Below are 13,875 nucleotides of genomic sequence, written 5' to 3'. Positions count from 1 at the left end.
TGGAGGCTCTTTTGTAGCCGCTGCCGCAGGCTGCGATAAGGTCCGAAGGACCTTCCGAGGCCCTCAAGAGCACGGCTCCTTCGGAGCCGATCGCAGCCTGCGGCAGCGGCTACAGGGGCTGTCAGGCATTCACATCGAGCCAGCCCCTGTACCCCGATAAAAACCGCCTCACGGCTTGCTCGGTTTGCCGCTGCCCGGGATATGCAGGTAGGACATCACGCTTTCGGTCAGCTCGGTCGCCAGCTTGACCGCTTCCTTGTTGCGCGCCATCACCCCGGCCACCAAGCCTTCGATCAGGGCCAGCACCGCGATGTTGGAGCTGGTCATCACCGGATGGTCGGCGGGGGCGAACAGCACATGTTCGGCAATGCTGGTCAACGGCGAGGCGGGGGAGTCGGTGATGGCCAGCACCGTGGCGCCGCGTTCGTTGGCGAAACGGGCGAGTTGCAGGGTATCGAGGGAGTAGCGCGGCAGGGAGATGGCCAGCAGGACGTCCTGATCGGTGATCGCGGCCAGGCGGTAGGCGGCGTTTTCGTTGCCGCCCTCCATGCTGATGGCGGTGGCGTCGGCACAGAAGGGCATCAGGGTCGAGGCGGCGAGGCCGGCGAAGTAGACGCTGTTGCCGAAGCCCAGGATGTAGATCTTGCGCGCCTGGACCAGGCTGGTGACGAAGGCGTCGAAGGTCTGGGCATGATTGTTGGTCGCCGCCATGGCGAGGTTGCTGCTGGCGCTCTGGATCTGCTCGTGCAGGCCGAAGGCGCCACCGGGACGATGGGCCAGTTCGTTGCGCAGCTTGTCGACCGGCGAGACCATTTGCTGCAGCGTCGTCACCAGCTCGGCCTTCATGCCGGTGTAGCCGCCGAGGTCGAGGGTCTTGGCCAGCCGGTTGACCGCCGCCGGCGAGGTCGAGGTTGCGTGGGCCATCTCCTCGATGGTCAGCGTCGCGGCCTTCAACGGATGGCGCAGGATAAAGTCCGCGACCTTGCGCAGCGACGGCGGCAGGTCGGCAACGATTTGTGCCAGTTTGCGCATCACCGGCGCGGCATAGACCGTGGTGTCTTTCAGTGGGGTCGGCATATCCGGCTCAACATGTCCTGAGGATGGGAGGAGGGGCACAAGGTTGACGGAGTGTATCCGAAGCCGCCCCCTGGCGTGCAGCGCCAGGCCAGGGGGGCGCCGCGTCGGGTTATTTCAGGCTGCCGGCGAGGAACTGCCGCAGGCGTTCGGACTGGGGCCTGGCCAGCACTTCGCGCGGCTCGCCGCGTTCTTCGACCAGGCCCTGGTGGAGGAATACCAGCTGGTTCGAAACCTCGCGGGCAAAGCCCATTTCGTGGGTCACCACGACCATGGTCCGGCCTTCCTGGGCGAGGTCCTGCATCACCTTGAGCACGTCGCCGACCAGTTCCGGGTCGAGTGCCGAGGTCGGCTCGTCGAACAGCATCACTTCCGGTTCCATGGCCAGCGCCCGGGCAATCGCCACGCGCTGCTGCTCGCCGCCCGACATATGGGCCGGCCAGGCGTCCATACGGTGCGCCACGCCGACCTTGTCCAGGTAGTGCCCGGCTTTTTCCCGGGCCTCCTGCTTGCTCAGGCCCAGCACATGCACCGGTGCTTCCATGACGTTTTCCAGGGCGCTCATGTGCGACCACAGGTTGAAGTGCTGGAACACCATCGACAGCCGCGAACGCATGCGTTGCAACTGCCTGGGGTCGGCCGCCTTGAGGCTGCCGAGTTTACTGGCGCGCAGTTCGAGGGGGTCGCCATTGAGCACGATGCTGCCTGCGCTGGGCTGCTCCAGCAGGTTGATGCAGCGCAGGAAGGTGCTTTTGCCGGAACCGCTGGAGCCGATGAGGCTGATCACGTCGCCGGCTTTCGCCTGCAGGGACACACCCTTGAGCACCTGGTGCGCGCCGTAGCTTTTGTGCAGGTCCTGAATTTCAAGTTTGTACATGGTTGCGATTCTCTGGAGTCAGTCGCTGAGCAGGCGACCCTGGCGGATGGGGGTATTGCCGGCCACCTTGGCCAGCCACAGACCGGGTTGGGCAAAACGCAGGCGCTCGCGGGCATAAAGGATGCCGTTGGTCTCGGCGCGCACCAGGCTGTGGTGATCGGTCAGCGGGTCGATGACCTCGAACAGCGGGTCGCCGACCTTGACCCGGGCCCCCAGGGGTTGCAGAAAACTCACCACCCCCGGGTGCGGCGCATAGGCGTACTGCGCGCCGGCGAAGGGCGTCGCTTCGCAGATGCACGGTGGCGCTGGCGGCCAGCCGCCGCTGATCAGGCCCTGGTCGGCGAGGTAGCCGAGAATGGCCTGGGCGCTGTCGGCGCAGGGCTCGCGCTCGGTGTCGGCCATGCCGCGCAACTCGATGGTAGTGGCCACGCACGCCAGCGGAATATCGGCCGCCGGAAAGCGCTCGGCCAACTGTAGCCAGGGGATCGCGCAGGCTTCATCGAAGGCGCTGCCGCCCGCGGCCTCGGCCAGCAGGGCGGCCCCTGCGTACAGGCGCGCGGCCAGAGAGCGCAGGTGTGGCCAGTTCTGCGGCATGGCGTACAGCAGCATCACCGACTCGAAGTCGCAGTGCAGGTCCAGCACCACATCGGCATCGCAGGCATGCTGCAACAACAGGCGGCGCAGGCCGTCGAGTTCCGAGTCTGGCGCCGGCATGTCTGCCAGGGCATCGAGCAGGGCGCGGCGGATCAGCGCGATGTTGGCGCTGGCGTCGTCGCCCAGCCGGCCTTCCAGCAACGGCGTCACGGCCTCGGTCAGCTCCGGGAAATCGCGATTGAAGTTCTTGCCGCTGCCGAACTCGAAGCGGCCTTGGTGGGTGGCCTGGAACATCTGGGCGATGCCGATCGGGTTGGCCATCGGCACCAGCTCTATCACCCCCGTCAGGCGGCCTTGTTCTTCCAGTTCGAGCAGGCGCCGCTTGAGTTCGACGGCCACCCGCATGCCCGGCAGCTCGTCGGCGTGCAGGGACGCCTGGATGTAGGCCTTGCGCGACCCGCTGCCGAAACGAAACAGCGTCAGCTGGCGTTCGGTACCCGAAGCGCTCCAGGGCAAGCGGTATTGAATGTGTTCCATAACAGCTCCTCAGTGCTTGCGCGGTGCCAGGTACGCCAGCCAGCGGCGCTCGGCGAGCTTGAACAGGCGGACCAGGATGAAAGTCAGGACCAGGTAGATGAGCCCGGCGGTGATGAACGCCTCGAACGGCAGGTAGAAGCGCGAACTGACGGTGCGCGCGGCGCCGGTGATGTCGACGAGGGTGACGATGGAGGCCAGGCTGGTGGTTTGCAGCATCATCAGCACTTCGTTGCTGTACTGCGGCAGCGCCCGGCGCAAGGCCGAGGGCAGGAGAATGCGCCGGTACAGGGTCAGGCGCGACATGCCCATGGCCCTGGCGGCCTCGATCTCGCCGTGGGCCGTGGCCTTCAGGCTGCCGGCCAGCAGTTCGGCGCTATAGGCGCCGGTGTTGAGCGCGAAGGCCAGGCAGGCACAGAAGGTGGCGCTGGAGAGGTAAGGCCAGAGCAGGCTCTGGCGTACCGCTTCGAACTGGGCCAGGCCGTAGTAGATCAGGAACAGCTGCACCAGCATCGGCGTGCCGCGGATCACGTAGGTGTAGAGCCACGCCGGGAAGTTGATCAGCGGCGAGCGGGACACCCGCATCAGCGCCAACGGAACCGCCAGCAGCAGGCCGCAGGCCAGGGAAATCAGCAGCACTTTGAGGGTCACCAGTACGCCACCGAAATACAGCGGCAGGTTCTCCCAGATCAGGTGGTAGTCGAGAATCATGGGGGCTCCCAATCACAGTTCGGCGGCTTTGAGGCCGACCGAGTAGTGTTTTTCCAGATAACGCAGCACCAGCAACGACAGGCTGGTCAGCAGCAGGTAAAGCGCCGCCACGGCGAGAAAGAAGGTGAAGGGTTCGTGGGTGGCGTCCGCCGCATTCTTGGCCTTGAACATCATGTCCTGCAGGCCGATCACCGAAATCAGCGCGGTGGACTTGGTCAGTACCAGCCAGTTGTTGGTGAAGCCGGGAATGGCGAAGCGAATCATTTGCGGCACCAGAATCCGCCAGAACACTTGGGCGCCACTCATGCCATAAGCCGCGCCAGCCTCGGCCTGGCCCTTGGGGATCGCCATGAAGGCGCCGCGAAAGGTCTCCGAGAGATAGGCGCCAAAAATGAAGCCCATGGTGCAGACGCCGGCGATAAACGGGTTGATGTCGAAATAGCGGGTGTAACCGAGCGCCAGGGCAAGGCGGTTCACCAGATCCTGGCCGCCGTAGAAGATCAGCAGGATCAACACCAGGTCGGGAATCCCGCGAATCAGGGTCGTATACCCTTCGCCCAGCATCGCCAGCCATTTCAGCGGCGACAGGCGAAAGGCCGCGCCGACCAGGCCCAGGGCAATGGCCAGGGTCATGGAGGTCAGCGCCAGGTTGATGGTCAGCCAGGCGCCATCGAGAATGCTCGATCCGTAGCCGTGGAGCATGATGAAGTTCCTCAAGCGAGCGCCGCGAGGCGCAAGGCGGGCGCGGCACCGGCAACGGGCCGGCGCCAGGGCCCTGGGTCAGGCTTATTCGCCGTAGATATCGAACGCGAAGTAACGGGCCATTACCTGCTGGTACTTGCCGTTGGCGCGGATGGCGTCGATGGCCGCATTGAGGCGCGCGGCATTGGCGCTATCGCCCTTGCGCACGGCGATCCCGGCGCCCCTGCCGAAATAGTTCGGGTCGCTGATGTCCGGCCCGACCAGGGCGAAACCCTTGCCTGCCGCGGTCTTGATAAAGCTCTCGTCGGTGTTGACGATGTCGGCGAGGGTGGCGTCCAGACGGCCCGAGGCGAGGTCGAGGAAGGCTTCGTTCTGCGAGGCATAGCGAACCACCTCGATCCCGGCGTTGGCCAGTTGCTCGGTGGCGAAACGGTCGTAGGTCGAGGAGCGTTGCACGCCGACTTTCTTGCCCTTGAGGTCCTGCACCGGGTCGTTGATCACGTTGCCGGCCTTCATCGCGAACTTGCCCGGCGTGTGGTAGTACTTTTTGCTGAAGTCGACCGACTTCATCCGGTCCTCGGTGATCGACATCGACGACAGCACGGCATCGATCTTGCGCACCTTGAGCGACGGGATCATGCCGTCGAATTCCTGGATGACCCACTCGCATTTCACCTTCATCTCTGCGCACAAGGCGTTGCCGATGTCGTAGTCGAAACCACTGACGTTGCCCTCAGGCGTCTTGAAGGAAAAGGGCGGGTAGGCGGCTTCGATGCCGATACGCAGGCGGTCTTCGTCGGCATGGGCCAGGAAGCTTGCGGCGCACAGCGCCAGAGCACCTAGAAGTTCTGTCTTGTTCATATTGTTGACTCCTTGGAGGGGCGTTGGGGTGGTACGGGTACAAGCCGTCCGGTCTGGCGTGCTTCGGTCCTGGTGATTTTGGTGTGGCTATAAATGACATGTATTATTTCAGAAATCAATATTGTGAAAATAATAATGTCAGAATAGCCCGTGCGGATATCTGGTCGCACCGGTCGGCGCAGCCTGTTGGGATGGATTTGGGGGAGGGGGGCGTACGTGATGCAGGGGCAGGGTTATTGCGGTGTAGAAGCGAGCGGGCGGCGATCCGGCTTGCCCGCGATGGCGTCATCAGCGACGCCACCTCAATCAGGATTACACCGCGCTGTTCGCCGTCACATCGCGCATCAACAAGGCAAAACGCAGATCCACCGCGTCCGGGATCGGCAGGTACACGGTGTGTCCGTCCCCCGGCGCGACCTCGATCGGCTCGCCGCGCACGTTGTGCAACTGGTGCAGGTCGAAGTGGAAGTTACCCTTGGGGGTCATCAGTTCCATATGGTCGCCCAGGGCAAAGCGGTTCTTCACCTTCACTTCTGCCAGCCGGTCGCGGCGTTCGCCGGTGAGTTCGCCGACGAACTGCTGGCGTTCCGATACCGAGCTGCCGTTCTGGTAGTTCTGGTACTCGTCGTGCACGTGGCGGCGCAGGAAACCTTCGGTGTAGCCACGCTGGGCCAGGGACTCCAGGTCGTTCATCAGGCTGCGGTCGAACTCGCGGCCGGCCACTGCGTCGTCGATGGCCCGGCGATAGACCTGGGTGGTGCGGGCGCAATAGAAGTGCGACTTGGTGCGGCCCTCGATCTTCAATGAGTGCACGCCCATGCGCGTCAGGCGCTCGACATGCTGCACCGCGCGCAGATCCTTGGCGTTCATGATGTAGGTGCCGTGCTCGTCCTCGAAGGCCGGCATCGCTTCGTCCGGGCGATTGGCCTCGCGCAGCAGGAACACCTGGTCGGTCGGCGCGCCCAGGCCCAGGGTCGGTTCCGGCTGGAACTGCCGGACGATCTCGCCGACGGTATTCTCCGTGGCTGCCTCGGCCTGGTATTTCCAGCGGCAGGCATTGGTGCAGGTGCCCTGGTTGGCGTCGCGCTTGTTCATGTACCCCGACAGCAGGCAGCGCCCGGAATAGGCCATGCACAGCGCGCCGTGGACGAATACCTCGAGCTCCATGGCCGGCACTTGCTGGCGGATTTCCTCGATCTCTTCCAGGGACAGCTCGCGGGACAGGATGATCCGGCTCAGGCCCTGTTGCTGCCAGAACTCGACGCTGGCCCAGTTCACCGTATTGGCCTGCACCGACAGGTGGATCGGCATCTGCGGGAAGTGCCGGCGCACCAGCATGATCAGCCCCGGGTCGGACATGATCAGCGCGTCCGGGGCCATGGCGATCACCGGCTCCAGGTCCTTGAGGAAGGTCTTGAGCTTGGCGTTGTGCGGGGCGATGTTGACCACCACGTAGAAGCGCTTGCCCTGGGCCTGGGCCTCGCGAATGCCGAGGGCCAGGTTGGCGTGGTCGAATTCGTTGTTGCGCACCCGCAGGCTGTAGCGCGGTTGGCCGGCGTACACCGCGTCGGCGCCATAGGCGAAGGCGTAGCGCATGTTTTTCAGGGTGCCGGCGGGGGCGAGCAGTTCGGGGCGGGTCAGGGGCGTCATGGCGATTGTCGATGGCAAAAGGTCGCGAGGGTAAGGCCAGGGCCGGTTGGCGGCATTGATCTGGGTCTATGCTCGACGAATAAAACAGGGCACTTGGCCGAACGCCGGCGGACTAACGCTGTAGGAGCGCTTTGCGGCGTCCTGGACCTTATTGACGGGGAGCGGACATGAACCAGCACCTCATGCAACACAAAAGCCTGTTGCTTCTGCTGACCCTGGTGACCGTCGCCTTTATCTGGCTTCTGCTGCCCTTTTACGGCCCGGTGTTCTGGGCGGTGATTCTCGGCATCCTGTTCGACCCGCTGCAACGGCGCCTGCAACTCAAGTTCGGTTGGCCACGCAACCTGACCGCCCTGTGCACCCTGAGCATCTGCCTGGTCATCGCCATTCTGCCGGTGGCGATCATCAGCACCTTGCTGGTGCAGGAGGGCGCCAACCTCTACCAGAGCATCGAAAGCGGCAAGCTGGACATCGCCGGTCACCTGGACCGGTTCAAGCACAGCCTGCCGCCGTACTTCCAGCAACTGCTGGACCGTTTCGGCCTGGGTGAGCTGGAGAGCGTGCGCGAGAAAATCGTCAAGAATGCGCTGCAAGGCAGCCAGTTCTTCGCCACCCAGGCGTTCAGCGTCGGCCAGGGCACCTTCAAGTTCGTGGTGAGCTTTTTCGTGATGCTGTACCTGTTGTTCTTCTTTTTGCGCGATGGCCCCGAACTGGTACGCAAGGTGCGCATCGCGGTGCCGTTGGCCGAGCACCAGAAACGCCGGCTGCAGCTCAAGTTCAATCGGGTGGTGCGGGCCACGGTGAAGGGTAACGTGCTGGTGGCGATCAGCCAGGGGCTGCTGGGCGGGTTGATCTTCTGGTTTCTGGAGATTCCCAGCCCGCTGCTGTGGGCGGTGCTGATGGCCCTGCTGTCGTTGTTGCCGGCGGTGGGTGCGGCGATCGTCTGGGGCCCGGTGGCCCTGTACTTCCTGTTCAGCGGGGCGATCTGGCAAGGGGTGCTGCTGGGCTTGTACGGGGTGTTCGTGATCGGCCTGGTGGACAACGTGCTGCGCCCGATCCTGGTGGGCAAGGACACCAGGATGCCGGATTACCTGATTCTGATTTCGACCCTGGGGGGCCTGGCGATCTTCGGCCTGAACGGCTTTGTCATCGGGCCATTGATCGCCGCGCTGTTCATCTCCAGCTGGGGTCTGTTCGTCGATACCCGGCCGCGGCCACAGCTGCCGTTGCCTTAGGCATGCAGGACGCGCTGCTCGATCTTTTGCGACAGGGCCTGGGCGGCGGTCAGCGAAGTGAGCGGGCCGCTGACCGGCTCGCCGTCGCGCACCAGGTACCAACACGCCAGCAACCCCAGTTCCCTGAGCGAGGTGGGAACGGCGCTACCGATAACGGACATGATCTGAACCTTGGGCATAAGTACCTCCATCAATCTGTGGAGTTACCTTACGGACCGGCAGGTGCTACGAAAAATCACCGCGCTCGATAGTGGACATCGATACCGGCGAAAAAAGCGCCAGCCCGATCAGTCGACGACCTGATCGAGCATGTAGACCACTTCCGGGTCGTGCAGCAGGCCCTTGCGCACCAGGTGCTCGGCCAGCAAGGCCAGGAACTTGGCGCTGCGGTGGCCTTCCAGGTGCTTGAGTTCGGTCAGGGCGCTGTACACCTTGCTCGCGGTACCCAGGGTGGGGGAGTGATGGGGGTTCTGTGTCGGCATGGGAGTCGTCCTTGTTGTTATGGGGCTGTTTTGTGGACAGATCCGATCTTGCGGACCTGGCATGACATAAATATGACAGTCGTGGGCTCGCCTGCACGGGCTGCCGTTGGGCAACACTATTGCCGGATTGAATCGCAAAAACTGTTCCAGCAACGACCTTTGCAAGATTTATTCAGACGTTTGGCAAAACGCAACAGGCCCCGCTGGTGAAGGCGGGGCCTGTAGGTGTGTGGTCGCCTGGCTTACCAGCGGCCGGGGCCATAGTAGTAATGGCGGGGCGGGCCGTAGTAGCCACGAGGTGGGCCGTAGTACACCGGGGCCGGGCGGTAATAGACCGGCGGGCCTTCCACGTACACCGGCTGTGGCTGGTAGTAGACCGGTGGCGGCGCGGCATAGACCGGCTGCGGCTGGACGTAGACTGGCTGTTGCACGTAGACCGGGCGGCTGTGGCTGGCGATCACCGAACCCACTACCGCGGCGCCGACCACCGCACCGACTACCGCCGGGCCACCCCAACCACCGCCACCGTGGGCGGACGCTTGACCGGCGACAGCAAGTGCACCAATGAGCAAGGCTATCTTGGGGATTTTACGCATCATGGCTATTCCTCGGTTCCGACCCCGGCGCTCGGTCTGCAATAGACGCGAGGACTGTCGCGGGGATACTTCTAAGACCGCTTTTTTCTGAAAAACTGCACAGCCGCCGGGTAAATTTTGTGTAAGGTCTGTACCGGTTTATTGACCCTCGTCCGTGGGCGGCAGGCCCGTCTTTCAGGCACGTCGATATGATCGGGCAGAACCCGATGACTGGCTAATCCCGTCTATCCGAAAGTGCGTTCCAAGGAGATCAACATGCAGATGAACCCCAACAAAGACACCCAATTGTGTATGTCGCTGTCAGGGCGTCCGGGGAATTTCGGCTTGCGCTTTCACAATCACTTGTATGAACAGCTGGGCTTGAACTTCTACTACAAGGCCTTCAGCAGCCAGGACCTGCCAGGCGCCGTCGGCGGGATCCGCGCCCTGGGCATTCGTGGCTGTGGCGTGTCCATGCCGTTCAAGGAAGCCTGCATTGCCCTGGTGGACGAACTGGACGCCTCGGCCAGCGCCATCCAGTCGATCAACACCATCGTCAACACCAATGGCCACCTCAAGGCCTACAACACCGACTACATCGCCGTCGCCCAGTTGCTCGAGCGCCACCGGATTCCCAAGGACACCCGCTTTGCCCTGCGCGGCAGCGGCGGCATGGCCAAGGCGGTGGCCAGTGCCTTGCGCGATGGTGGCTACCGCGATGGCCTGATAGTTGCCCGCAATGCCCAAGCCGGGCAGGCCCTCGCCGACTCCTTGGGCTATGCCTGGCAGGCGGAGCTGGGCGAATTGCGCCTGCAGATGCTGATCAACGTCACCCCGATCGGCATGAGCGGCGGTCCGGAGGCCGACCAGCTGGCGTTCCCGGTCGAGGCGATCGAGGCTGCGCGCACGGTGTTCGACGTGGTGGCGGTTCCGGCGGAAACCCCGCTGATCCTGCGCGCCCGGATGGAGGGCAAGCAGGTGATCACCGGCCTGGAAGTGATCGCCATCCAGGCCCTGGAGCAGTTCGTGCTGTACACCGGTGTGCGCCCCAGCGCCGAGCAGTTCCAGCAGGCGGTGGCTTTCGCACGGGCCTGATCGACGGCGGGATCGGGGCAGGTCCGTGGGGCGCAAAGCCCTGCCTATACTGGTCGCCAGCAAGCTCAGACTTGCCCCTGTTCCCTGCCACCGTGATCGAGGTCTGTATGCCACCTGCCATTCTCAATCTGGATCAGGCGGACCTTCAGCCGCTGCCTGAAGCCCTGAGCCCCACCGGCGAGACCGCCGGCCGTTATGTCCAGCGCATCGCCCGCATCGGCCAGCAACTGGGCGCCCAGAAGCTCGGCTACCGGCTGATTGCCCTGGGCCCGGGGATGCGTGCCAGCCCCTTCCATAACCATCGCGTCAACGAAGAGATGTTCTACATAGTCACCGGCGAGGGCGAGATCCGCCTCGGCGCCGAGCGTTTTGCCATCCGCGCCGGCGATGTGATCGCCTGCCCGCCGGGCGATATGGACAGCGCGCACCAGATCATCAACACCAGCCAGGGCGAATTGCGCTACCTGGCGGTCAGTACCCAGGAAGCGCCGGACATCTGCGAATACCCGGACTCCGGCAAATATGTGGTGATGAAGGACTTCAAGATCGACGATGAGGGCAACGCCTCGGGATTCGTCGCGGTGGCGCGGCATGCGGACGGGGTGGATTACTGGGACGGGGAGTAGCGGGAAGTCTTCTGAGGCTTTACCCCGACTGCGTCGGCGATCGCAGCCTGCGGCAGCGACTATAAGGCGCTGCCGCAGGAGCGGGGATCAGCCTTCGAGTTTCGCCAGGCGTTCTTCGAGGGCGGCGATGCGCGCTTCCAGCTCTTCGATGCGCTCCGCCGATACGCCGCTGGCCGAGCCGCGTTCCACCGGGTTCTGCCGGGCGGCGAGGATCGCTTCGATATCCGCCGGGTCGCCCAGGGCATGCATGTAGCGATCTTCGCGCTGCCCGGCCTGGCGCGGAATCAGCAGCGCCAGGCCACGGGCGATCAGGCGTTCCAGTTGGTGCACCACCTGTTCGCTGTCTTCGAAGTCGTGCATGCGGCCGCTGCGGGTCAGCAGTTCGTTGACGGTCTGCGGACCGCGCAAGAACAGCAGTCCGGCCAGGGCCACCTGTGCTGGTACCAGCTCCAGCGCCTTGTCCAGGCGATGCTCCCAGCGGTCGGCGCGGCTGCCCATCACCAGGCGGGCGAAGCCGCGGTTTTCCAGGGCGCGCAGGCTCTGGCCGACCTGGCCCTGGGTGAGGTTCATCACCGGTTCGCGGCTGGTTTTCTGGTTGCAGGCGATGACCAGGGCATTGAGGGTCAGCGGATAGGTTTCCGGGCTGGTGGCCTGCTTCTCGATCAGCGATCCGAGAATGCGCAGTTCGGTGCTGCTCAGTTGCAATTGCTCGCTCAAGGTTTCTTGCTCGATGCTCATCGCGCGTTCCCTATGCTGTCGAAGGCGACTAGCCTAATCCTTGCTGGATAAAAGACAAGCCGCCGGCGGCACCCAAGCAGGTCTATAATCGCGCCACCTTTGTTTGTGCTTTTTTCCATCAGCCTGTCGAGATCACCATGACTATTTCCCTGTACGCCGCCTCCGTTCCTGTCTTCAAGCAAATGCTCAACGCCCTGAGCGATGTCCTGAACAAGGCCGAAGCCCACGCCACCGCCAAGAACATCGACCCGAATGCCTTCCTCCAGGCGCGCCTGTACCCGGACATGTTCCCGCTGATCCGCCAGGTGCAGATCGCCGTCGATTTCGCCAAGGGCGTTTCCGCTCGCCTGGCCGAAGTCGAACTGCCGAAGTACGACGACACCGAAACCACCTTTGCCGAGCTGCAGGCGCTGCTGGCCAAGGTCCTGGCCTTTATCGACGGCATCCAGCCAGCGCAGATCGATGGCAAGGAAGGCATCGAGATCGTCACCCGTCCGGGCACCCCGAAAGAGAAGCGCTTCAGCGGCCAGTCCTACCTGCTGAGCTACGGCCTGCCGCAGTTCTTCTTCCACGTCACCACCACCTACGCGATCCTGCGCCACAACGGCGTGGAAATCGGCAAGCGCGACTACATGGGCGCTTTCTGATGTAGTTGGGGGCCAGGCCCATAAAAAAGCCCGGCAAGGTGCGAGCCTTGCCGGGCTTTTTAGTGCGCGCTATTCGTGCAGGATCAGGCGGTCTGGCGGACCTTCTCTTCCTGGGCCATGCACGCGGCGGCGGTGAAGAGCACGTCGGTGGAGGAGTTCAGCGCGGTTTCCGCCGAGTCCTGCAGCACGCCGATGATGAAGCCGACGGCGACCACCTGCATGGCGATTTCGCTGGGGATGCCGAACAGGCTGCAGGCCAGCGGAATCAACAGCAGCGAACCGCCGGCCACGCCGGAAGCGCCGCAGGCACAGATGGCGGCGACTACGCTGAGCAGCACGGCGGTGGGCAGGTCGACGGCGATACCCAGGGTATGCACGGCCGCCAGGGTCAGCACAGTGATGGTGATGGCGGCGCCGGCCATGTTGATGGTGGCGCCCAGCGGGATCGACACCGAATAGGTGTCTTCATGCAGGCCCAGGCGCTTGCTCAGCTCCAGGTTGACCGGAATGTTGGCTGCCGAACTGCGGGTGAAGAAGGCGGTGATGCCGCTTTCGCGCAGGCACATGAGCACCAGCGGGAACGGGTTGCGGCGGATTTTCCAGAACACGATCAGCGGGTTCATCACCAGCGCGACGAACAGCATGCAGCCGATCAGCACCGCCAGCAGGTGCATATAACCGAGCAGGGCGCCGAAGCCGGAGGTGGCCAGGGTCGAAGCCACCAGGCCGAAGATGCCCAGGGGGGCGAAGCGGATCACCACTCGGACGATCAGGGTCACGCCGTTGGACAGGTCGTCCAGCACGGTGCGGGTGGTGACGCCGGCATGGCGGATGGCCACGCCCATGCCGATGGCCCAGGCCAGGATGCCGATGAAGTTGGCGTTCATCAGCGCGCTGACCGGGTTGTCCACCACGCTCAGCAGCAGGCTTTGCAGGACTTCGCTGATGCCGCCGGGGGCGGAGATGGCGACATCATGGGTGCTCAGCACCAGGGAGGAGGGGAACAGGCTGCTGGCGATCACCGCCACCACCGCCGCGGCGAAAGTGCCCAGCAGGTAGAGCCAGAGGATCGGGCGGATATGGGTTTCCTGGCCGTGCTTGTGGTTGGCGATGGAGGCCATCACCAGCACGAACACCAGGATCGGCGCCACGGCTTTCAGCGCCGAGACAAAGACCTTGCCGATAAAGGCGGTGGACTTCGCCAGTTCGGGGGCCAGCAGCGCCAGGGCGATACCGGCGATCAGGCCGATGACGATCTGCGTGACCAGGCTGGTGCGTTTGAGTTTTTCCAGGAGCGACGGGGGCGAAGCAGTCATAGCGGTATCTCTGATTTTTTTAATATGCCGTGCGTCGACGTGGGACGCCGTGCTGATGAGTTGCTGAAGGTACGGGGTGTTGCGGCAGGGGGCGGACTTTATCACACGGGGTTCGCCCACGGATGTGACGATCTGCCACCTGAGCCTTCAGAGTAGCC

General features: G+C 63.8%; 16 protein-coding genes. 4 read left to right on the top strand and 12 right to left on the bottom strand.

Features of this window, described 5'->3' with window-relative positions; all coding sequences use genetic code 11:
• Positions 1 to 168: 168 nt before the first annotated feature.
• The 7 genes from AC3RCP_RS21195 to trhP form a co-directional block, all read right to left on the bottom strand.
• Positions 169 to 1,077, bottom strand: coding sequence for a MurR/RpiR family transcriptional regulator (locus AC3RCP_RS21195; protein WP_492570932.1), 909 nt, complete (start codon positions 1,075 to 1,077; stop codon positions 169 to 171).
• A 109-nt stretch (positions 1,078 to 1,186) separates the two neighbouring features.
• Positions 1,187 to 1,951 carry an ABC transporter ATP-binding protein gene (locus tag AC3RCP_RS21190; RefSeq protein WP_492570933.1) on the bottom strand — a complete coding sequence of 255 codons (765 nt, stop codon included), beginning with the start codon at positions 1,949 to 1,951 and terminating at the stop codon, positions 1,187 to 1,189.
• Positions 1,952 to 1,969: 18 nt separating this feature from the next.
• On the bottom strand, positions 1,970 to 3,082 hold the full coding sequence (locus AC3RCP_RS21185; protein ID WP_492570934.1) for a succinylglutamate desuccinylase/aspartoacylase family protein: 1,113 nt from the start codon (positions 3,080 to 3,082) through the stop codon (positions 1,970 to 1,972).
• 9 nt (positions 3,083 to 3,091) lie between these two features.
• Positions 3,092 to 3,790 (bottom strand): ABC transporter permease, encoded by a 699-nt coding sequence (locus AC3RCP_RS21180; RefSeq protein ID WP_007927258.1) that lies wholly within the window; start codon positions 3,788 to 3,790, stop codon positions 3,092 to 3,094.
• A gap of 12 nt (positions 3,791 to 3,802) precedes the next feature.
• Positions 3,803 to 4,492 (bottom strand): ABC transporter permease, encoded by a 690-nt coding sequence (locus tag AC3RCP_RS21175; protein WP_053261906.1) that lies wholly within the window; start codon positions 4,490 to 4,492, stop codon positions 3,803 to 3,805.
• Between the two features lie 84 nt (positions 4,493 to 4,576).
• Positions 4,577 to 5,353, bottom strand: coding sequence for an ABC transporter substrate-binding protein (locus AC3RCP_RS21170; protein ID WP_007927242.1), 777 nt, complete (start codon positions 5,351 to 5,353; stop codon positions 4,577 to 4,579).
• A gap of 312 nt (positions 5,354 to 5,665) precedes the next feature.
• Positions 5,666 to 7,003 (bottom strand): prephenate-dependent tRNA uridine(34) hydroxylase TrhP, encoded by a 1,338-nt coding sequence (gene trhP / locus AC3RCP_RS21165; protein ID WP_492570935.1) that lies wholly within the window; start codon positions 7,001 to 7,003, stop codon positions 5,666 to 5,668.
• A gap of 167 nt (positions 7,004 to 7,170) precedes the next feature.
• On the opposite strand from trhP, the gene AC3RCP_RS21160 reads away from it, so the two are divergent.
• Positions 7,171 to 8,238, top strand: coding sequence for an AI-2E family transporter (locus AC3RCP_RS21160; RefSeq protein WP_007927238.1), 1,068 nt, complete (start codon positions 7,171 to 7,173; stop codon positions 8,236 to 8,238).
• Here AC3RCP_RS21160 and AC3RCP_RS21155 read toward each other — a convergent pair.
• From AC3RCP_RS21155 to AC3RCP_RS21145, 3 genes are all read right to left on the bottom strand, one after another.
• A complete protein-coding gene (locus AC3RCP_RS21155) occupies positions 8,235 to 8,417 on the bottom strand; it encodes a hypothetical protein (protein ID WP_007927236.1) in 183 nt (60 codons plus the stop codon). The genes AC3RCP_RS21160 and AC3RCP_RS21155 overlap by 4 nt on opposite strands.
• 108 nt (positions 8,418 to 8,525) lie before the next feature.
• Positions 8,526 to 8,720: a hypothetical protein gene (locus AC3RCP_RS21150; RefSeq protein ID WP_007927235.1), complete on the bottom strand. Its 195-nt coding sequence runs from the start codon at positions 8,718 to 8,720 to the stop codon at positions 8,526 to 8,528.
• Between the two features lie 242 nt (positions 8,721 to 8,962).
• Positions 8,963 to 9,319, bottom strand: coding sequence for a hypothetical protein (locus tag AC3RCP_RS21145; RefSeq protein ID WP_007927233.1), 357 nt, complete (start codon positions 9,317 to 9,319; stop codon positions 8,963 to 8,965).
• Between the two features lie 252 nt (positions 9,320 to 9,571).
• On the opposite strand from AC3RCP_RS21145, the gene AC3RCP_RS21140 reads away from it, so the two are divergent.
• Positions 9,572 to 10,390 carry a shikimate 5-dehydrogenase gene (locus AC3RCP_RS21140; protein ID WP_492570936.1) on the top strand — a complete coding sequence of 273 codons (819 nt, stop codon included), beginning with the start codon at positions 9,572 to 9,574 and terminating at the stop codon, positions 10,388 to 10,390.
• Between the two features lie 107 nt (positions 10,391 to 10,497).
• A complete protein-coding gene (locus tag AC3RCP_RS21135; RefSeq protein WP_101338519.1) occupies positions 10,498 to 11,016 on the top strand; it encodes a cupin domain-containing protein in 519 nt (172 codons plus the stop codon).
• Positions 11,017 to 11,103: 87 nt separating this feature from the next.
• Here AC3RCP_RS21135 and AC3RCP_RS21130 read toward each other — a convergent pair whose 3' ends face one another.
• On the bottom strand, positions 11,104 to 11,754 hold the full coding sequence (locus tag AC3RCP_RS21130; RefSeq protein WP_097138935.1) for a YceH family protein: 651 nt from the start codon (positions 11,752 to 11,754) through the stop codon (positions 11,104 to 11,106).
• Between the two features lie 137 nt (positions 11,755 to 11,891).
• Here AC3RCP_RS21130 and AC3RCP_RS21125 point away from each other — a divergent pair, with 137 nt between their 5' ends.
• A complete protein-coding gene (locus AC3RCP_RS21125) occupies positions 11,892 to 12,401 on the top strand; it encodes a DUF1993 domain-containing protein (RefSeq protein WP_492570937.1) in 510 nt (169 codons plus the stop codon).
• 83 nt (positions 12,402 to 12,484) lie between these two features.
• Here the strand turns inward: AC3RCP_RS21125 and sstT are convergent, their stop codons facing one another.
• Positions 12,485 to 13,717: a serine/threonine transporter SstT gene (gene sstT, locus AC3RCP_RS21120; protein WP_274304069.1), complete on the bottom strand. Its 1,233-nt coding sequence runs from the start codon at positions 13,715 to 13,717 to the stop codon at positions 12,485 to 12,487.
• Positions 13,718 to 13,875: the final 158 nt, after the last annotated feature.

It is taken from the genome of Pseudomonas sp. GW822-FHT05A08 (assembly GCF_058800485.1).
This window is presented reverse-complemented; position numbering and strand designations above follow the sequence as displayed.